Origin of the sequence: Streptomyces stelliscabiei (genome assembly GCF_014873495.1) — a bacterium.
Taxonomy (GTDB): Bacteria; Actinomycetota; Actinomycetes; order Streptomycetales; family Streptomycetaceae; genus Streptomyces; species Streptomyces bottropensis.
On sequence record NZ_JADBGF010000001.1, the window covers coordinates 6324226 to 6343539 of the forward strand.

Annotated in this window: 12 protein-coding genes; 8 read left to right on the forward strand and 4 right to left on the reverse strand. The window is 72.1% G+C overall.

The features are described from left to right. The first annotated feature begins 175 nt into the window (after nt 1-175). Nucleotides 176-2686, forward strand: a complete 2511-nt coding sequence (pcrA, locus tag H4687_RS28075) for a DNA helicase PcrA (RefSeq protein ID WP_046917932.1) — start codon at nt 176-178, stop codon at nt 2684-2686. Nucleotides 2687-2786: 100 nt separating this feature from the next. Here pcrA and H4687_RS28080 read toward each other — a convergent pair whose 3' ends face one another. Continuing rightward, the gene (locus tag H4687_RS28080) at nt 2787-4394 is read right to left on the reverse strand and encodes a M23 family metallopeptidase (protein WP_046917931.1); all 1608 of its coding nucleotides are present in this window, start codon (nt 4392-4394) and stop codon (nt 2787-2789) included. A gap of 399 nt (nt 4395-4793) precedes the next feature. Then, entirely contained in the window at nt 4794-5654 is an 861-nt protein-coding gene (locus H4687_RS28085; RefSeq protein ID WP_050399466.1) for a lipase family alpha/beta hydrolase, read from the reverse strand. A 651-nt stretch (nt 5655-6305) separates the two neighbouring features. Between H4687_RS28085 and H4687_RS28090 the strand changes: the two genes are divergently transcribed. After that, nucleotides 6306-6722, forward strand: coding sequence for a cobalamin B12-binding domain-containing protein (locus H4687_RS28090; RefSeq protein ID WP_020113873.1), 417 nt, complete (start codon nt 6306-6308; stop codon nt 6720-6722). A gap of 195 nt (nt 6723-6917) precedes the next feature. Here H4687_RS28090 and H4687_RS28095 read toward each other — a convergent pair whose 3' ends face one another. Beyond that, a complete protein-coding gene (locus tag H4687_RS28095; RefSeq protein ID WP_046919972.1) occupies nt 6918-8555 on the reverse strand; it encodes a DUF5691 domain-containing protein in 1638 nt (545 codons plus the stop codon). A 55-nt stretch (nt 8556-8610) separates the two neighbouring features. Beyond that, the gene (locus tag H4687_RS28100; RefSeq protein ID WP_046919973.1) at nt 8611-9978 is read right to left on the reverse strand and encodes an SWIM zinc finger family protein; all 1368 of its coding nucleotides are present in this window, start codon (nt 9976-9978) and stop codon (nt 8611-8613) included. 133 nt (nt 9979-10111) lie between these two features. On the opposite strand from H4687_RS28100, the gene H4687_RS28105 reads away from it, so the two are divergent. The 6 genes from H4687_RS28105 to sucD all read left to right on the forward strand — a co-directional run bounded on the left by H4687_RS28105 (nt 10112) and on the right by sucD (nt 19257). After that, a complete protein-coding gene (locus H4687_RS28105; RefSeq protein WP_179860034.1) occupies nt 10112-11266 on the forward strand; it encodes an ATP-binding protein in 1155 nt (384 codons plus the stop codon). A 26-nt stretch (nt 11267-11292) separates the two neighbouring features. Further along, nucleotides 11293-13791: a DUF5682 family protein gene (locus tag H4687_RS28110; RefSeq protein WP_078907589.1), complete on the forward strand. Its 2499-nt coding sequence runs from the start codon at nt 11293-11295 to the stop codon at nt 13789-13791. 196 nt (nt 13792-13987) lie between these two features. Next, nucleotides 13988-15190 (forward strand): VWA domain-containing protein, encoded by a 1203-nt coding sequence (locus tag H4687_RS28115; protein WP_050399467.1) that lies wholly within the window; start codon nt 13988-13990, stop codon nt 15188-15190. Between the two features lie 242 nt (nt 15191-15432). Next, a complete protein-coding gene (locus tag H4687_RS28120) occupies nt 15433-16557 on the forward strand; it encodes a hypothetical protein (RefSeq protein WP_046915895.1) in 1125 nt (374 codons plus the stop codon). Nucleotides 16558-17172: 615 nt separating this feature from the next. After that, on the forward strand, nt 17173-18351 hold the full coding sequence (gene sucC, locus H4687_RS28125) for an ADP-forming succinate--CoA ligase subunit beta (RefSeq protein ID WP_046915896.1): 1179 nt from the start codon (nt 17173-17175) through the stop codon (nt 18349-18351). A 21-nt stretch (nt 18352-18372) separates the two neighbouring features. Continuing rightward, nucleotides 18373-19257 carry a succinate--CoA ligase subunit alpha gene (gene sucD, locus H4687_RS28130; RefSeq protein WP_046915897.1) on the forward strand — a complete coding sequence of 295 codons (885 nt, stop codon included), beginning with the start codon at nt 18373-18375 and terminating at the stop codon, nt 19255-19257. Nucleotides 19258-19314: the final 57 nt, after the last annotated feature.

Below are 19314 nucleotides of genomic sequence, written 5' to 3' on the forward strand. Positions count from 1 at the left end.
CGTGTGAAGGTTGATGTGCGATATGCCCGATACGTTTTCGTGACCTTAGCCTCTTCGGCGCGACGAACGGTAGGCTCGATCGCTCACCGTCGCACGGCGGTCGCGGTAGGTGGCGGGGACGGACTTTCCGGGGCGGCCTCTCGCTGTCAGTGCGGGCGCCTAGACTCGGAGAGCGATGAGCAGCCTCTTTGACGACAGCTTCCTGGCGGACCTCCAGGCCCCCCGCGGCCACGCGGAGGAGCCCCCGCCGCCACCCGAGGACGATCACGTACCGGAGCCGCTTCCGGACGATCTGTTCGGTGGGAAGTTCGACGTGCCCCCGGACCGGGACGCGTACTACCGCGACGGAGCCCCCCGCCCCGCCCTGGACGCGGCGGCCCTCCTGGACGGGCTGAACGAGAACCAGCGAGCGGCCGTGGTCCACGCGGGTTCGCCCCTGCTCATCGTGGCCGGAGCCGGCTCCGGCAAGACCCGGGTGCTCACCCACCGCATCGCGCACCTGCTCGGCGAGCGCCGCGTCCACCCGGGCCAGATCCTCGCGATCACCTTCACCAACAAGGCCGCGGGCGAGATGAAGGAGCGCGTCGAACAGCTCGTCGGACCGCGCGCGAACGCGATGTGGGTCATGACCTTCCACAGCGCGTGTGTACGGATCCTGCGGCGCGAGTCGAAGAAGCTCGGCTTCACGTCCTCCTTCTCGATCTACGACGCCGCCGACAGCAAGCGTCTGATGGCGCTCGTCTGCCGTGATCTGGACCTCGATCCGAAGCGTTTCCCGCCCAAGTCCTTCAGCGCCAAGATCTCGAATCTGAAGAACGAGCTGATCGACGAGGAGGACTTCGCCGCCCAGGCCTCCGACGGCTTCGAGAAGACCCTCGCCCAGGCCTACGCGCTCTACCAGTCCCGCCTCCGCGAGGCGAACGCGCTCGACTTCGACGACCTGATCATGACGACGGTCAATCTGCTGCGCGCCTTCCCCGACGTCGCCGAGCACTACCGCCGCCGCTTCCGCCACGTCCTCGTGGACGAGTACCAGGACACCAACCACGCCCAGTACGCCCTGGTCAGAGAGCTGGTCGGCACCTCCGAGCACCCCGTGGACGTGCCGCCCAACGAGTGGGACGTACCGCCCGCCGAGCTCTGTGTCGTGGGTGACGCCGACCAGTCGATCTACGCCTTCCGCGGCGCGACCATCCGCAACATCCTCCAGTTCGAGGAGGACTACCCGGACGCGACGACGATCCTGCTGGAGCAGAACTACCGCTCCACCCAGACCATCCTGAGCGCGGCCAACGCGGTCATCGAGCGCAACGAGTCCCGCCGCCCGAAGAACCTGTGGACGAACGCGGGCGCGGGCGCGCAGATCACCGGTTATGTCGCCGACACCGAGCACGACGAGGCCCAGTTCGTCGCCGACGAGATAGACCGGTTGACGGACGCGGGCGACGCGAAGGCCGGCGACGTCGCCGTCTTCTACCGTACGAACGCCCAGTCCCGTGTCTTCGAAGAGGTGTTCATCCGCGTCGGCCTGCCCTACAAGGTCGTCGGCGGCGTCCGCTTCTACGAGCGCAAGGAGGTCCGGGACGTCCTCGCGTATCTGCGGGTCCTCGCCAACCCGGAGGACTCGGTCCCGCTGCGCCGCATCCTCAACGTCCCCAAGCGCGGTATCGGCGACCGCGCGGAGGCGATGATCGACGCCCTGTCGCAGCGCGAGAAGATCAGCTTCCCGCAGGCGCTGAAGCGCGTCGACGAGGCCTACGGCATGGCGGCCCGGTCGACGAACGCGGTCAAGCGGTTCAACACGCTGATGGAGGACCTGCGGACCGTCGTGGAGTCCGGCGCCGGACCGGCGACCATCCTGGAGGCGGTCCTCGAACGGACCGGCTATCTGGCCGAGTTGCAGGCCTCCACCGACCCCCAGGACGAGACCCGCATCGAGAACCTCCAGGAACTCGCCGCCGTCGCGCTGGAGTTCGAGCAGGAGGCCACGGCCGCGGAAGGCGAGGGCGAGGCGGCGGCCGCGACGCCCGTCGGGCTCCCCGCCTTCCTGGAACGGGTGGCGCTGGTCGCCGACTCCGACCAGATCCCCGACGACGAGGAGGACGGCTCGGGCGTCATCACGCTCATGACCCTCCACACCGCCAAGGGCCTGGAGTTCCCGGTCGTCTTCCTCACCGGTATGGAGGACGGCGTCTTCCCGCACATGCGCGCCCTCGGCCAGACCAAGGAGCTGGAGGAGGAGCGCCGCCTCGCCTACGTCGGCATCACCCGCGCGCGGGAGCGGCTCTACCTCACCCGGTCCACCCTCCGCAGCGCCTGGGGCCAGCCCTCGTACAACCCGCCGTCCCGCTTCCTGGAGGAGATCCCGGCCACACACCTGCAGTGGAAGCGCACGGGTGCCTCCGCGCCGGTGTCCTCGGGGCCGGCCTCCGGGATCGCGTCCTCGCTGTCGTCGTCCCGTTCCCGTTCCTCGGCCTCCGGAGCGTCCGGCTTCGCGACCCGCCGCAGCAACGAGAAGCCGGTGGTCTCGCTCGCCGTGGGCGACCGCGTCACCCACGACCAGTTCGGCCTCGGCACGGTCGTCGGCGTCGGGGGCACGGGCGCGAACGCGGAGGCGACGATCGACTTCGGCGACACCAAGCCGAAGCGGCTGCTGCTGCGGTACGCCCCGGTGGAGAAGCTGTAGCGGCGGTCGGTCGCCGCGTGACACACCTCGGGCCCCTGGCGTTCGGCAGGGGCCCGGTCTTCGTTCTCGCTGTCCGCAACGGTGGCCGCTACGGCGCCCGTTACGTCGGGTCCAGCCCGTGGCTGCGCAGCCACGGCAGGGGGTCGATGGCGGAGCCGCCCGCCGGGTGGACCTCGAAGTGCAGGTGCGGGCCGGTCGAGTTGCCCGAGTTGCCCGAGTAGGCGATGGGGTCGCCGGCCTTGACGGTCGTACCCGAGGCGACCTTGTAGGTGGAGAGGTGGCAGTACCAGGTCTCGGTGCCGTCCTTGGCGGTCACGATGACCATGTTGCCGTAGGCGCTGTTCCACTGGGTGCGCACGGTGCCGTCGGTCGCGGCCATCACCTGCGTGCCGTACGAGACCGGGAAGTCTATGCCGGTGTGCAGGGACATCCAGTTGACGCCGGACTGGCCGTAGTACGCGCTGAGTCCGTGCTGGGCGACCGGCAGTGCGAACTTCGGCCGCAGCCGCTCCTTGCGCGCCGCGTCGGCCGCCGCCTTCTTCTGCTCCAGCTCCTGCTGCGCCTTGAGGTCGATGCGCTCCTGCGTCCGGCTCGCCCGGTCGGCGAAGTCGTCGGCCTCGGCCGAGAGGCTCTCCAACTGCGTGTCGAGCTGGTTGTTGGCGATGGACGGCTTCACGGCGGTGGCGTCCGACTTGACCGACGCGGTCGTCTCCGTGTCGTCCGACGTGGCGCCGACCGAGGCCGCCGCGATCCCCGCGACACCCATGACACAGGCCGACGGAACCGCCACGGTCAGCAGGGCGGAACGTTTGGCCGGAGGCTTCCGGCGCGACCGTGAGGCCGCGCGGGTGGCCGCCCGGCCGGGGCCCGCGCTCCTCGTCTCCGCCGGGGCGACCTCCTCCTCGCCGTCGAGGAGCGCGACGCGGTCCGCGTCGTCGGACTCGAACTCGTCGTCCTCGGAGGGGTGTTCGTCCTGGTCGTACGGGGCGATCTGCTCGAAGGTCGCGGTCGCCTGCTGGTGGAAGTCCGTGGCCTCGGCCGAGAGGTCCACCACGACGGTCTGGGGGTGCGACTGTGCCTCGTACGGCTCGGAGGCCGCGCCGTCGTGTTCGTACGACTCCTCGGAGGGGCCGCCGTGTTCGTCGCCGGCCGGGGTGCCGTCGCTGTTCCACTGGGTGGCGTCGAACGCGCCCGTGTCGAAGTGCTGGGTGCCGACCCACTGCTGGGTCCGGTCGGTGTGCCCCGACTGGCCCGCCTCGTCGGACGGTTCGGCCTGCAGCCAGCCGCTCGCGTCCCACTGGCCACTGGCGTCGGGACCGGCCGGCTGCGTCGGGACCTGGGAGAGGTGGTCGTAACCCGCTGCCCACGAGGTCGTTTCGTAACTGCCCGTGTCGTACGCGGCCTGGTGCTGCGCGGCGTACGGGTCGTAGTTCGGCGTCTGGTGGTTGCCCGTCGACCACTGCGAGGCGTCGTAGGAGCCCGTGCCGGTGTCATTGCCCGGGAGGTCACCGAAGAGGGGGTCGGTCGCGAAGGTGCCGGTCGCGTGGGCGCCGGTACCGGAGTCGAAACCGGTGGCGGGGAATTCGCCGTACGTGGTGAAGTCGCCATAGGAGGCTTCCTGGTGGCCGTACGACGCGTAGTGCGCCGGGTCGGCTTCGGAAGCCGGAGCCGGGGGTGTTGCGGTCCCCGACGGGTGACGATCGTTCACCAACTTCTCTTTCGCCTCGACGACAGGGGCTGGCAGAGCAGTGCGGTGACTGTACCCGGCGGTATGCGGGCGCGACAATCTTCAACGGGTTTCACGCGCGCAGGAAACGGGCATTCGAGCGTCTTTCGGCGGTCTGTGGGTACGACTTTGGCCTTGCGTTCGAAGGTTGTTCGATAGTCGACCGCCGTGTGAGGGTGACGGGACGCCCGTGCCGACGGGGGCGAGACGTTTCGCGGGGTGGCGGCGGGCCGGAGGTGGGGCGCGTTGTGGCTGCCGGAAGGAGTGGCGCGAGTCGGGCGCGTGACAGGGGCGCACGGGTGTGCGCCGGGTTTACCGCCTTACGTCCCCGTTTTGGTGCCATGTGGCGAGCGTCACTGTGCTGTCGGCGGCGGTCGCGGCTCAGGCGACGGTCAGGCCGCCGGAGCGGGCGGCGGGGCGGGCGCCCGTCGACGGGTTGTCGAGGGCCTGCCGTATTTCGCCGACGACGGCGGGGTGAACCGGCAGGGCGAGGTGGCCGATACCGGTGACCCGGACGTTCTGTGCCATCAGGTCCGGGTGGTCGACGCAGGCGGTCTCCAGCGGAACCATCACGTGGTCGAGGTCGCTCCAGAACGCCACGAAGTGCGTACGGCAGCCCGGCGCCGGTTCCCGCAGCTCCTCCAGCAGCGCCGAACCCGGCCGCATCTGGCGGACGATGGGGTGCGCGTCCGCCAGCGGCACGGCCCGGGTGCCGCTGTGCGGGGTGCCGAGCGTGACGAGCGTACGGACGCGCACGTCACCGCCGAGCCGCTGCACGTAGTACCGCGCTATCAGTCCGCCGAGGCTGTGCCCGACGACGTCCACCTGCTCCTGGCCCGTGCGTTCGCAGATGTCCTCGATGTGCCGGCCGAGCAGTTCGGCGGCGGCGCGGATGTCGCAGGTCAGGGGGGAGTAGTTGAGCGATTCGAGGTGGCGGCCGCCGTGCTGTGCGAGGGCGCGGCGCAACAGGACGAAGACCGAGCGGTTGTCGATGAAGCCGTGCAGCAGGAGGACCGGGGGCTTCTCCTCGGCGGGCAGCCGGGGGGTGTCCGCCGGGGGGAGCGTGGGGGTGGCCCGGCGCTCCTGGGTCATTCCGGACGGATAGAGCAGCATATGTCCGGCGAGGATCGCCAACTCCAGTGCGGTCGCCTTGAGAAGGGCGATGGACAGGCCCGCCAGACTCGTGGGCAGCAGTCGCTCGCAGAGCGGAAGAAGGGGCGTGACCGCCCTGGTGACCTTCATGCCGACCTCCCGTCGGCAGACGGGAGGACGCCTCTGTCCCCCCGTGTGCCCTAGTGAAGGGCCGCGGATGTGGCCGACGGGCGACGGGTGCGAGGCGACGTGACGCGGTGCGTGTGGCGCGCGTGACGTGCGGTGCGTGAGCGACGCCTGAGGCGCCGATCGCGCGACGGGGATGCGACGTTCCTGACTCCCCGCTGCCCTGCCCTCCGCCGTCTGCCGGTGCCGGTCCGTCCCTTCGCCGTGCTCCTTCGCGGCAGTGGGGCGGTGCGGCGTCCTTCCGACGACCCTCCTTGCTTTGCGCACGCTACCCCGTGGCGCGCACGCCACGGGAGCCTGTGGCAGGCGGTCCGGAAACAGCCCGGATGCCGCGATCACCTCCGTGATCACCTAGGTCCCCGCGACGCGTGAGCCGCGGAAACCGGGAGCAGTGCGCGGCGAACGTGTCCCACCGTGTGATTTCCCCCTCGCTCTCGGCCGCGAAACTGCCGGTTGCGGGATGCTGGAGATAACGGTCGTTCACTTTCACGGACTGTGGCATGGATAAGTGTTTCCATGAACCCGAAGCCCCGATCTGGACGTTTTGCGCGGTTTGCGCGACATATGAGGCTGTGTTCTGTTACGGGTTGGTGTAGTCGTTTCATGGAGGCAGTGATGGGTGTGGCAACCGGTCCGATCCGCGTGGTGGTGGCCAAGCCGGGACTCGACGGCCATGACCGGGGGGCGAAGGTGATCGCGCGGGCGCTGCGCGACGCCGGTATGGAGGTCATCTACACCGGCCTCCACCAGACTCCCGAGCAGATCGTCGACACCGCGATCCAGGAGGACGCCGACGCGATCGGCCTGTCCATTCTCTCCGGCGCCCACAACACGCTCTTCGCTGCCGTCATCGAACTCCTCAAGGAACGCGACGCCGAGGACATCCTCGTCTTCGGCGGCGGCATCATCCCCGAGGCGGACATCGCGCCCCTCAAGGACAAGGGAGTCGCCGAGATCTTCACGCCGGGGGCGACGACGGCGTCGATCGTGGAGTGGGTACGGGTGAACGCGCGGGCGTCGGCGGGGGCATAGGGGGCGGGCGAGAACAGGCCCGCGGGCCTGGAGAGCGACGGCCCTGCGCGCCTGGAGGGATGGCGGCCTCGGCCCCTGGAAAGCACGGGGCGCAGCCCCTGCTTCTCAGGGGCGCGGGGAACTGCGCGACCAGCCCCCACCGGACCCGCACCCGCCGACTCACCCCCACCCGCCGACTCACCCCGCCCCACCGCTTCACCCGGAGCCCACCCCCGCCAACTCCTCCCGCATCGTCGCCCGCAACCGCAACGTCGTCGCGAGCCGCTGAAACGCCTCCGCCCAGTACCCACCCGCTCCCGGCGCCGAGTCCTCCGCATCCTCCGGCGTCGCGGTGAGCGGCTGCAGCCGCACCGCCTCCGCCGGATCCAGGCACCGCTCGGCCAGCCCCATCACCCCGCTGAAGCTCCACGGATAACTCCCCGCGTCCCGCGCGATGTCGAGCGCGTCCACCACCGCCCGGCCCAGCGGCGGAGCCCACGGCACCGCGCACACCCCGAGCAGTTGGAACGCCTCCGACAGACCGTGCGTGGCGATGAACCCCGCCACCCACTCGGCCCGCTCCCCGCTGCTGAGCGTCGCCAGCAGCTTCGCCCGCTCGGCCAGCGACACGGCCCCCGGCCCGCCGGCCTCCGGCGTCGAGGGCGCCCCCAGCAAGGCCCGCGACCACTCGGGATCCCGCTGCCGCACCGCCGCCCGGCACCACGCCCCGTGCAGCTCACCCTGCCAGTCGTCCGCGACCGGAAGAGCCACGATCTCCGCCGGCGTACGCCCCCCGAACCGCCGCGACCATGCCCCGAGCGGCGCCGCCTCCACCAACTGGCCGAGCCACCACGACCGTTCACCCCGCCCGGCGGGAGCCTTGGGCACCACGCCGTCCCGCTCCATCCCGGGGTCGCACTCGTGCGGGGCCTCGACCACGAGCGTGGGGGTTCCGGCAGCCGTCGACGTGCTGCCTGTGCGGTCGACGGCCACACACGCGGTCGCCCGCTTCGCCATCCGCCCCGCGAGCGCCGATGCGGGCAGGGCGGACAGCAACTCCGCCGCCGTGGCCCGCACATTGCGGCTGCGGTCGGCCAACGCGGCCTCCAGGAAGGGTTCGTCCGCCGCCTCCAGCCCCGTGCGCAGCGTGTCGAGAAACATCAGCCGGTCCTCCGCCCGCTCCGTCTGCCACGTCCCCGACAGCACCTCGCGCGCCGAGGCGGCGTCCTCGGTCCGTAGCGCCGCAAGCAGGGCGACGCGCTCCGCGAAGAGGCCCTCCCGCCACAACCGCCGGACCCGCTCGGGCTCGTCCGGACCGGGCAGGGCCGCCCCACCGCCGGGCGCGGCACGCAGCGCGAAACGCCAGTCCTTGTTGCACCGGGCCAGCCACAGGGCCCGCGCCCCCGCGAAGACCAGCACGGCGGGCCGCAGATCGGTACGTCCGCGCGCCGCGTCCAGCAGCGCGGGCAGGGCCTCCGGAGGCGCCGCGTAGCCGTGCGCGTTGGCCAACGCCAGCCACTGCGGCAGCAGTTCCATGAGATCGGGCGCCGTGCCCCGGCGTCCGCCACCGGTGCCGGGCCGGTCGGCCAGCAGCGTCGCCAGCCTTCGCGCCGCGGCGGGCGGCAGCGGTGGACGCCGGTCGGGCGCCACCGGCTCCGGCCGCGCCACCGCCCGCACCGGCCGTATCCCCGCCCGGCGCCGCACGGTCTCCACGGCCGCCGCGTCCAGCAAGGCCACGGGCGCCGCCCGTCCGGGCACCGGCCCGGCCGGCGCACGGCGGTCCGTCCCGAGGAGCGCGGTCGTGACCAGTTCCTCCCAGGAGGGTCCCGCCGAGGCTTCTGACGCACTCGTCATGAGGTTCCTTCCTTCCGTCCGCCGCCCGCACTCCGTGTCCGCCGCCTCGCCTTTCTCAGCACAGCGCCACCGCCTGCCCGCCCGCAGGTTGTTCCGCCCATGCCGTCAGCGGGGTGAAGCCCCGGTGGCCGCACTCGCCGAAGACGGTCACGGGCAGGCCGCCGGAGAGGGACAGCAGGCGCCACAGGCCGGGCCGGGCGCGTGCGGAGGGAGTGAGGGGGAGGGCGAGGTCGCTGTCGGCGTCGGCCAGTTGCCAGGAGTCGCCGTCCGGGACGGGGACGACGCGGGCGAGGGTGACCGGGAGGGAGTCCAGCCAGGGATCGTCCCGCAAGGCCGCGCCGTAAAGGCCCGCCGCCTCGGACGGAGTGATCCCCCGCGGTCGTACGGCGGTGGGCTCGGGAGTCGTGAAACGCTCGCCCAGGGCCGCTCGGAGCTGACCGGCACCCGGGTACGCCGACACCTCGGCCTCGAACGCCAGCCCGACCGGAAGCGACAGCTCGGGCGCGCGACCGGCGGCTCCGTAGGAGAGGAGCAGGGCCGTACGGCCCGTATGGATGCCGTGCAGCCAGATGCGGCGGGTGGTGAGAGAGGAGTGGGTGTCGGACGTGTCGTACTGCGCGAGGGCGAGCCAGCGATCGCGGACCGGTGCGCCGTCCGGCGAGCCGGTCAGGCCGACCCGGGAACCGACCGTGGCCGCGAGGCCGTCCGGCAGACGATCGCGGCGCAGCCAGCCCTGGTCGAGCAGATGAAGCAGCGCGCACTCCTCCAGGAGGCGGGCCGGCCAGCCGGGGCCCGACCCTGGTATCGCGCCCAACTCCCGCACCCGCGCCGCGAGTCCCGGGGCCTGGGCGTCGACCATGCGGGCCGCCGTCTCCTCCCACAGCCCGTACCCCGCCTGTTCCGCGGCGGCCAGGCCGCCGCGGAACAGGTCGGTCAGTCGCTGTTCGAGTTCCGTCGCGCCCGCGGTGATGCGGTCGGCGCGCCGCTCCGCTCGGCGGCGTGCCGCCTCGGGGTCAGCGGACGTGGCCCCAGATGCCGCGCCCGTCCTCGTCGTCCTCGCCGCTGCGCGCGTGCGGCGGCCTGACAGCCACTGCTGCGCCCAGTCCGGCGCCTGCCCGGACGGCACCGCTGCGGCGTCGCCCGCCCAGAGCAGGAGCAGCCCCAGCGCATGCTTGCACGGGAACTTCCTGCTCGGACAACCGCACTTGTACGCGGGCCCCGAGGAGTCCGCCACGTCGATGATCGTCTGATACGGCTTGCTGCCACTTCCTTTGCACAGTCCCCACACCGTCCCCTCGTCCGAACTGCCAGTACCCGACCACGGCCCTGCCGAGGCGAGTTTGCTTCCGGCTTTGCGCGACGCTGCGTCAGGTGCCAATGCCAGCACCTGCTCAGCCGTCCAGCGCACCCCCTGCTGAGTCATGTTCCGAAGGTAGATCCCACCACTGACAATTGGCTTGCGCGATCCAATTTCCGCAGGTCAGACTGGATTGTCAGTGGCGTGGTGCAGTGTGGTCACCAGATCCGAACCGGCCGAGCTGGAGGGGGACTCAGCCATGCCTGCGTCCGTTGGAACGACCACTGTCGACCCGAGCCGCAACCAGTCCGCGCCCGCGAACACACGCACGGGCGGTGAGGTGCTGCGGGCCCACGCCGAGCACGCCTTCGCCGGGGAGCTGACCGCGCTGGCCGCCCAGGACGACCGGCCCCGGCCGGCCCGCTGGAAGCTCTCACCATGGGCCGTCGCCACGTATCTGCTCGGCGGGACGCTCCCGGACGGCACGGTGATCACACCGAAGTACGTCGGACCTCGCCGCATCGTCGAGGTCGCCGTGACCACGCTCGCCACCGACCGCGCCCTGCTCCTGCTCGGCGTGCCCGGCACCGCCAAGACCTGGGTCTCCGAACACCTGGCGGCGGCCGTCAGCGGTGACTCCACGCTGCTCGTGCAGGGCACGGCGGGCACCCCGGAGGAGGCGATCCGCTACGGCTGGAACTACGCGCGGTTGCTCGCGCACGGCCCGAGCCGTGACGCCCTGGTGCCCAGCCCCGTCATGCGGGCCATGTCGGAGGGCATGACGGCCCGCGTGGAGGAGCTGACCCGCATCCCGGCCGACGTCCAGGACACGTTGATCACGATCCTCTCCGAGAAGACGCTGCCGATACCGGAGTTGGGGCAGGAGGTGCAGGCCGTCCGGGGCTTCAACCTCATCGCCACGGCCAACGACCGCGACCGCGGGGTGAACGACCTGTCGAGCGCCCTGCGCCGCCGTTTCAACACCGTGGTGCTGCCCCTGCCGGAGAGCGCCGACGCCGAGGTCGACATCGTCTCGCGCCGCGTCGACCAGATCGGTCGCTCCCTCGACCTGCCGGCCGTGCCCGACGGCGTCGACGAGATCCGCCGCGTCGTCACGGTCTTCCGCGAGCTGCGCGACGGCATCACGACGGACGGCCGTACGAAGCTGAAGTCGCCCAGTGGCACGCTGTCCACCGCCGAGGCGATCTCCGTCGTCACGGGTGGCCTCGCCCTCGCCGCCCACTTCGGCGACGGCGTCCTGCGCGCCTCCGACGTGGCGGCCGGCATCCTCGGCGCCGTCGTCCGCGACCCGGCCGCCGACCGCGTCGTCTGGCAGGAGTATCTGGAGGCCGTCGTCCGCGAACGCGACGGCTGGACCGACTTCTACCGAGCCTGCCGCGAGGTGAGCGCGTGACGGAACGGGGAGAGGAAACGGCGGCTGTGCGCGGCGATGCCCCGGACGAGTCGACGCCGCGAGGGGGCAGGGGTGGACCGTTGCTGCTCGGGGTGCGGCATCACGGGCCGGGGTCGGCGCGGGCCGTGCGGGCGGCGCTGGATGCGGCGCGGCCCCGGGTCGTGTTGATCGAGGGGCCCCCGGAGGCGGATGCGCTCATTCCGCTGGCCGCCGACGAGGACATGCGGCCGCCGGTCGCGCTCCTCGCCCACGCGGTCGACGAGCCTGGCCGTTCCTCCTTCTGGCCGTTCGCCGAGTTCTCGCCCGAGTGGGTCGCCGTCCGCTGGGCCTTGGCCCACGGCGTCCCGGCCCGCTTCATCGACCTGCCCGCCGCGCACACACTGGCCTGGGCGAGGGAAGACGCCGCCGCCGAGCCGGACGAGCCGACCGCCCAGGGGGACGAGGCTCTGCGGGGTGATCCGCTCGCCGCGCTCGCCGAAGCCGCCGGGTACGACGACGCCGAGCGGTGGTGGGAGGACGTCGTCGAGCACCGGGGGACGGGCGGGGACGTCTTCGCGCCGTTCGCGGTGCTGGAGGAGGCCATGGGGGCGCTGCGGGAGGTGTACGGAAGCGGGGGGCGCGACCGTGATCCGGTGCGCGAGGCGTACATGCGCTTGCAGCTGAGGGCCGCACAGAAGGAGTTCGGGGACGACGCCGTGGCCGTGGTGTGCGGGGCCTGGCACGTGCCCGCACTGCGGGAGAGGCGGACCGTGGCCGCCGACCGGGCGTCGCTGAAGGGCCTGCCCAAGGTCAAGGCCGACATGACCTGGGTGCCGTGGACGAGCCGACGACTGGCCCGTGCCGGCGGCTACGGGGCGGGGATCGACTCGCCGGGCTGGTACGGGCACCTGTTCGCCGTGGCGGACCGCCCCGTGGAGCGATGGCTGACCAAGGTGGCGGGGCTGCTGCGCGAGGAGGACCGGATCGTCTCCTCCGCACACGTCATCGAGGCGGTACGGCTGGCCGAGACGCTCGCCGCGATGCGCGGGCGCCCGCTGCCGGGCCTCACGGAGACCACCGACGCCGTACGGGCGGTGATGTGCGACGGGTCGGACGTACCGCTGTCGCTGGTGCGGGACCGGCTGGTGGTCGGCGACGTTTTGGGAGAGGTGCCCGACGCGGCGCCGGCGGTGCCGCTGCAGCGGGACCTCACGCGGCTCCAGCGGCGGCTGCGGCTCAAACCGGAGGCGCTGGAGCGGGAGTTGGAGCTCGACCTGCGCAAGGAGAACGACGCCGAGCGCAGCCGTCTGCTGCACCGGCTGCGGCTGCTCGGCGTCGAGTGGGGTGAGCCGGCGACCTCGCGCGGCAGCACGGGCACGTTCCGGGAGACCTGGCGGCTGCGCTGGGAGCCGGAGCTGTCGGTGCGGGTGGCCGAGGCCGGGGTCTGGGGGACCACCGTGCTCTCCGCGGCGACCGCGAAGGCCGAGGCGGACGCCGTCATGGCCGGTTCGCTCGCCGACATCACCGGCCTCGCCGAGCGCTGTCTCCTCGCCGAACTCCCCGACGCCCTGCCCGTGGTGATGCGCGTGCTCGCCGACCGCGCCGCCCTCGACGCCGACGTCGGCCACCTCGCCCAGGCACTCCCGGCCCTCGTCCGTTCCCTCCGCTACGGCGATGTCCGCGCCACCGGCACCGGCGCGCTCGCGGAGGTCGCCACCGGTCTCGCCGAGCGGGTCTTCGTCGGCCTGCCGCCCGCGTGCGCCGCGCTCGACGCGGAGGCGGCACAGGAGATGCGCCGCCATGTCGACGCCGTGCACGGGGCGGTGGGCCTGCTCGGCGACGCCGCCCCGGAGGGCGACGCGGCACGGGACGGCGGGAGCGGGGGCGGGATACGGGCCCGCTGGCACTCGGTGCTCCACGTCCTGTCCGGACGGGACACGGTGCCGGGTGTGATCCGGGGGCGAGCCGTACGACTGCTGCTGGACGACGGGGAGTTGGCGCAGGACGAGGCGGCGCGGCTCATGGGGCTGGTGCTGTCACCGGGGACGGTGCCGGCGGACGCGGCGGCGTGGATCGAGGGCTTCGTCGGGGGCGGTTCCGGCGGCGGGATGCTGCTCGTGCACGACGAACGGCTCCTCGGCCTGGTGGACGCCTGGCTCACCGGGGTCCCGGCGGACGCGTTCACGGACGTACTGCCCCTGCTGCGGCGGACGTTCTCGGCGTACGAGCCGGGGGTGCGCCGGACGCTCGGCGAGCAGGTGCGGCGCGGGCCGGGGCGCCGGGGGAACACGGTGGCCGGCGGTTCCGGCATACCCGGCTTCGCCGACGACCTCGACAACGACCGAGCGGACGCGGTGCTCCCGGTGCTGCGGCTGCTGCTCGGCCTGGACGGCGACCGGGACCGCGACGGCGATGGCGATGGCGACGGCGACCGTGACCGTGACCGTGACCGCGATGGCGGTGGCACCCGCGATGGCGACCACGACGCCGACGGCGACGGCCGCCGGGTGCATACGGATGACGACCTTGTGGGGGTGGCGGGATGACGACCGAACGACTGCGCGAACCGAGGCGGGCCGCCGACGCGATAAACACCGTGGTGGGCACCGGGGACGGGCGCGCGGTGGTCCTCGATCGAACGGCCGGCCTCCACCGTCCTGGCCACGGGGCGTGTTCGGGCAAGCGCGCGGCGACCGTGACGGTGATGCCGCTCTGGGCCAGGCCTCGGGCGGGGGTGCGCGGATGACGAGCGGGGCGGAGACCAGGACGGCGTCAGGGGCAGAGGCGGACGCGGGGGACGACGGAGCCGGCGAACGGCTGCGCCGCTGGCGGCTCGTGCTCGGCGGGGACACGGCGGACGGCACCGGGTGCACGCTCGGCGGACGGGACGCGGCGATGGACCAGGCGTTGGCCGCGCTGTACGGGAAGGGGGACAGGGCGCGGGCGGGGCAGGACCGTTCGGCGGGGCTCGGGGCGTCGGCGCCCTCCGTGGCCCGGTGGCTGGGGGACATCCGGACGTACTTCCCCTCCTCCGTCGTCCAGGTGATGCAACGGGACGCCATCGACCGGCTCGGTCTGTCCGCGCTGCTGCTGGAGCCGGAGATGCTGGAGGCGGTGGAAGCGGACGTACACCTCGTCGGCACTCTCCTGTCCCTCAACAAGGCGATGCCCGAGACGACCAAGGAGACCGCGCGGGCCGTCGTACGGAAGGTCGTCGAGGACCTGGAGAAGCGGCTCGCGACCCGCACCCGGGCCACCCTCACCGGCGCTCTCGACCGCAGCGCCCGCGTCAACCGGCCGCGCCACCACGACATCGACTGGAACCGCACGATCGCGGCCAACCTCAAGAACTACCTGCCGGAACACCGGACGGTCGTGCCCGAGCGGCTCATCGGGTACGGGCGGGCCTCGCGGTCGGTGAAGAAGGAGGTCGTCCTCTGCATCGACCAGTCCGGGTCGATGGCGGCCTCCGTCGTCTACGCGTCGGTGTTCGGGGCGGTGCTGGCGTCCATGCGGTCCCTCAGCACCCGGCTCGTCGTGTTCGACACGGCGGTCGTGGACCTCACCGACCAGCTCGACGACCCGGTCGACGTCCTCTTCGGCACCCAGCTGGGCGGCGGCACGGACATCAACAGGGCCCTCGCGTACTGCCAGTCGCAGATCACCCGGCCCGCGGACACCGTGGTCGTGCTCGTCAGCGACCTCTACGAGGGCGGGATACGCGACGAGATGCTGAAGCGGGTGGCGGCGATGAAGGCGTCGGGGGTGCAGTTCGTGACGCTGCTCGCGCTCTCCGACGAGGGGGCACCGGCGTACGACCGTGAGCACGCGGCGGCCCTCGCGGCGCTCGGCGCACCCGCGTTCGCCTGCACGCCGGACCTCTTCCCGGAGGTGATGGCGGCGGCGATCGAGAAGCGGCCGCTGCCGATACCGGACAGTGCGTGAGGGGCAGGCCGAGGACGCCGAGGGGCGGGGCCGTCGGCCGTGACCGACGTGGCAGCCGGTAACCGGACAAGGGTGGTTGAAAAGAGGACATGACCACGCGTCGGTGACACGGGGCTTGCGTGACGGCGGGAGTCCCGTGCGAGGATCGGCAGCGCTTCACAGCCTTCACACGGGTGTTCGCATCTCGCGCATCTTCGCCCCCGTGCTCCGCCGTTCCGTCGCACGGGAGGGTCCTCCCCGTCTTGACCGCAGCAGCCCCGCTCCCCGGTGCCGGTGCCGTCCCGCGCGTGACGTGCGGGACGCGCGGGGCCGCCGGGCGCCGTGCGGTGCGGGTGGGGCTGCTGGTGGGCGGGCTGTTCGCGCTGGGCGTCCTGTGGGGGGCGCGGGCGAGCGCGGCGGACGAGGGGGCGCCGGGTGTGTCCTCCCTCCCGGCGGCCGTCACCGCCGCCGGTACCACTACCGGGACCGATCGGGTCGTCCGGCCGGTCGGCGAGTCGACGGCTCGGCCCGTGACCGAGGCGGACACTCCCTCGATCGAGGGGACCGCGGCCTTGACCGAGCGGCCCGTCCCGCTGACCGAGCGGCCCGTCCCGCTGACCGAGCGGCCCGTCCCCCTGACCGAGCGCATCGCTCGACCGGTCATGGCGGACGTCGCCCAGCCGGTGACCGACCCGGTACTGCGGCCGGTGACCGAGCACGCCGTACAGCCGGTGGCCGAACGCTTCGCACAGCCGGCCACCGAGCATGTCGTGCGGCAGATCGCCGACGACCTGGTACAGCCGGGCGTCGAGGCGGTCGTGCGGCCCGTCGTCGACGATGTCGTGCAGCCGGTCGTCCCGCCCGTGTTACGGCCGGTCACCGAAGGGCCGTCCGCGGTGCCTTCGCTGCCCACGGTGCCGGGGCTTCCGGAACCGTCCGGGTGGACGACGTCGCCGGTGGAGGCTCCGCCCGCCGATGTGACGCCACGGGAACCCGGCCGAGCGGTGGCCGGAAACCCGGGCTCGACCGTCGACGGTGACGGTGGCAGTGGCAGTGGCGGAGAACGGGATTCCGTTCCCCCCTCCGTCGCGTTCGGGCCGACGGGCGTCGTCAGCGGATCGGTGATCGTGCCGGCTCCTCGCCGCGACGCCGGGGTCGGGGACGCGCCCGTCGTGCGGGGGCCCGCGCACCGGAGCCCCGGCGGTCTTCCGACCGGCTCCCTCGGCCGCCACTCCGCCGTCGACAACGGCGGGCCCCGGCACGTGGAGGCGTCGACCGTCGCCTCGCTCGGCCGGGCGCCGCTGAGCGTCGTACCCGGCGCCCCTGCGGCCGATGTCCCGGACGGTGTCCGGGACCGGCACCGCGACATCCCCGAGTTCCCCGGCTAGCGCCGGTCCTCACTTCCGGAGGACTGTCGCCCTCCCCTCTCGCGGAGCCCTGGCTCCAGGAGGAATGGAACCCCACAGGTCGCGGCTCCACACAAGCATCCGACCACCCCCGCGCCACACCGGCACCGGCAACGCCACCGGCGCCCCAGAACCCGACCCCAGCCCCGCCCCCGTAGGCGCGGCTGCGGGGGCGGCCACAGACAACCGACCCACGGCTCGAACCCGGACGGCCGAAAGCCGTCGGCCCGGTCCGGGCGGGAGTCGGGGACGGTGGCGGACGGTCTCCGATCGGGGAGGAGATCACCCGCCAGGGGCCCTTCGGCGTCAGTGAAGGGCCTCGTAGGGACCTCACCGGACGTACCCCCGTTCGGTGAGGTCCCGCATACGCGGCACGCGGTGCCAGTGAGGGCGGCATCATGTGACAGGTATCACCGCTCAGGTGTGACCCGCGATTTAGGGGCCTCCCGGAAGCAGCGATAACCTGCGAGACGGACATGCCGCGCGCTCGGACACCGTGTGCGCCTCCCTTGTGACTCACGGCGGACGTCACGTTGCCCTTCGCGGCACGCCCACGCATCCAACGAACCGCTAGCTCACTGATAGGGACGGACGCGCGTGGACCTGTTCGAGTACCAGGCGAGGGACCTCTTCGCCAAGCACGATGTACCGGTGCTGGCCGGTGAAGTCATCGACACGCCTGAGGCGGCTCGCGCAGCCACCGAGCGTCTGGGTGGCAAGTCCGTGGTCAAGGCCCAGGTGAAGGTCGGTGGCCGAGGCAAGGCCGGCGGCGTGAAGCTCGCGGCGACCGCCGACGAGGCGGTCGAGCACGCGACCAACATCCTCGGCATGGACATCAAGGGCCACACGGTCCACAAGGTGATGATCGCCGAGACCGCTCCCGAGATCGTCGAGGAGTACTACGTCTCGTACCTCCTCGACCGCACCAACCGCACCTTCCTCTCCATCGCCTCCGTCGAGGGCGGCATGGAGATCGAGGAGGTGGCGGCCACCCGCCCCGAGGCCGTCGCCAAGACGCCGATCGACGCCAACGAGGGTGTGACCCCCGAGAAGGCCCGCGAGATCGTCGAGGCCGCGAAGTTCCCGGCCGAGGTCGCCGACAAGGTCGTCAACGTCCTGGTGACGCTGTGGAAGACCTTCATCGAGGAGGACGCCCTCCTCGTCGAGGTCAACCCGCTGGCGAAGGTCGCCTCCGGCGACGTCATCGCCCTCGACGGCAAGGTCTCCCTGGACGAGAACGCGGACTTCCGCCACCCCGACCACGAGGAGCTCGTCGACCACGCGGCCGCGAACCCCCTTGAGGCCGCGGCCAAGGAGAAGAACCTCAACTACGTCAAGCTCGACGGTGAGGTCGGCATCATCGGCAACGGCGCGGGTCTCGTCATGAGCACCCTGGACGTCGTCGCGTACGCCGGTGAGAACCACGGTGGCGTCAAGCCCGCCAACTTCCTCGACATCGGCGGTGGCGCCTCCGCCGCCGTCATGGCGAACGGCCTGGAGATCATCCTGGGCGACCCGGACGTCAAGTCCGTGTTCGTCAACGTCTTCGGTGGCATCACCGCTTGTGACGAGGTCGCCAACGGCATCGTGCAGGCGCTGCAGCTGCTCAAGGACAAGGGCGAGGACGTCACCAAGCCCCTCGTCGTCCGCCTCGACGGCAACAACGCCGAGCTGGGTCGCAAGATCCTCTCCGACGCCAACCACCCGCTGGTCCAGCGCGTGGACACCATGGACGGCGCGGCCGACAAGGCCGCCGAGCTCGCGGCCGCGAAGTAAGGGACGAGGGACAGAACAGCCATGGCTATCTTCCTCAACAAGGAATCCAAGGTCATCGTCCAGGGCATGACCGGTGCCACGGGCATGAAGCACACCAAGCTCATGCTGGCCGACGGCACGAACATCGTCGGTGGCGTGAACCCCCGCAAGGCGGGCACGACCGTCGACGTCGACGGCACCGAGATCCCGGTCTTCGGCACCGTCGCCGAGGCGATCGAGAAGACGGGCGCGAACGTGTCCGTCCTCTTCGTACCGCCGGCCTTCGCCAAGGCCGCCGTCGTCGAGGCCATCGACGCCGAGATCCCGCTCGCGGTCGTCATCACCGAGGGCATCGCGGTCCACGACTCGGCCGCGTTCTACGCGTACGCCGGTTCCAAGGGCAACAAGACCCGGATCATCGGCCCGAACTGCCCGGGTCTGATCACCCCCGGCCAGTCGAACGCCGGCATCATCCCCGGCGACATCACCAAGCCGGGCCGCATCGGTCTCGTCTCGAAGTCCGGCACGCTGACGTACCAGATGATGTACGAGCTGCGGGACATCGGCTTCTCGTCGGCCGTCGGCATCGGTGGCGACCCGGTCATCGGCACGACGCACATCGACGCGCTCGCCGCGTTCGAGGCCGACCCCGACACCGACCTCATCGTGATGATCGGTGAGATCGGTGGCGACGCCGAGGAGCGGGCCGCCGACTACATCAAGGCGAACGTGAAGAAGCCGGTCGTCGGTTACGTCGCCGGCTTCACCGCGCCCGAGGGCAAGACGATGGGCCACGCCGGTGCCATCGTCTCCGGCTCCTCCGGTACGGCCGCCGCGAAGAAGGAGGCCCTTGAGGCCGCCGGCGTCAAGGTGGGCAAGACGCCCACCGAGACGGCCAAGCTCGCGCGCGAGATCCTCGGCGGCTGATGTTCGTAGGCTGATCTTCGGCTCCGCCGAGCCTTCTGCGGGCCCGCATCCCCTGTC

Bases quoted from the DNA above. Each gene is read 5' to 3' on its own strand.
- H4687_RS28100 (WP_046919973.1), bottom strand. From the start codon at position 9,978: ATGACTCAGCAGGGGGTGCGCTGGACGGCTGAGCAGGTGCTGGCATTG.
- H4687_RS28095 (WP_046919972.1), bottom strand. From the start codon at position 8,555: ATGACGAGTGCGTCAGAAGCCTCGGCGGGACCCTCCTGGGAGGAACTG.
- H4687_RS28115 (WP_050399467.1), top strand. From the start codon at position 13,988: ATGACGAGCGGGGCGGAGACCAGGACGGCGTCAGGGGCAGAGGCGGAC.
- H4687_RS28090 (WP_020113873.1), top strand. From the start codon at position 6,306: ATGGGTGTGGCAACCGGTCCGATCCGCGTGGTGGTGGCCAAGCCGGGA.
- H4687_RS28085 (WP_050399466.1), bottom strand. From the start codon at position 5,654: ATGAAGGTCACCAGGGCGGTCACGCCCCTTCTTCCGCTCTGCGAGCGA.
- sucD (WP_046915897.1), top strand. From the start codon at position 18,373: ATGGCTATCTTCCTCAACAAGGAATCCAAGGTCATCGTCCAGGGCATG.
- H4687_RS28105 (WP_179860034.1), top strand. From the start codon at position 10,112: ATGCCTGCGTCCGTTGGAACGACCACTGTCGACCCGAGCCGCAACCAG.
- pcrA (WP_046917932.1), top strand. From the start codon at position 176: ATGAGCAGCCTCTTTGACGACAGCTTCCTGGCGGACCTCCAGGCCCCC.